This window comes from Adlercreutzia rubneri, assembly GCF_009755265.1.
Classification (GTDB): Bacteria; Actinomycetota; Coriobacteriia; order Coriobacteriales; family Eggerthellaceae; genus Adlercreutzia; species Adlercreutzia rubneri.
In genome coordinates, this window is the sequence record NZ_WPOO01000068.1 from 1 (window position 1) to 529 (window position 529).

Here is a 529-nt window from a genome sequence, read left to right on the forward strand (position 1 = left end):
GCCTGAGCGGTCGGGTGCTGGTCGAATACGCCGAGTACCATCAGGTCGAGATCGAATTCGTATACGAGATGTTCTGCGTGGTGATCTTCGGGCTGGTAGGCCTCGTGAAGATCGACCCCGACATCAGCGACGAGGCTCTCATGAAGGTGGTGGAGCAGACGCTGCACCTCGACATGGAGCCGCTTGCGCTGGATGTCTCGGCCAAGCGGCAGGACAGCGCATCGGTTTAGGCACCCCCCCTGTTCTTTTAGATGACGCCAAAATCGTGTATTCATCTGCGACTACGTTCAGCGCGTGGAGATCGCGTGACCGTTACCCGGTCGTGCTATAGTTGTTGCGAATTCGTTGTTCGCTGCGGTGCCGAATCGTCAAAATACGAGCATGAGAGTCAAGCATGAGGCATACGCGGCGGATTCGAGGAGGTTTTGCATGACTGATTTCACGCGCGGCCTCGATCGCCGCACGTTTATATTTGGCGCGGCTGCCCTGGGTGCGGCCACGCTGTTGCGGCCGACGCTCGCTTTTGCCG

At 58.4% G+C, this 529-nt stretch carries 1 pseudogene; it reads left to right on the forward strand.

Annotated features, from left to right (window positions below):
• Nucleotides 1–230, forward strand: a pseudogene (locus tag GO707_RS11925) (TetR/AcrR family transcriptional regulator); the annotation flags it as partial.
• Between the last annotated feature and the right edge of the window lie 299 nt (nt 231–529).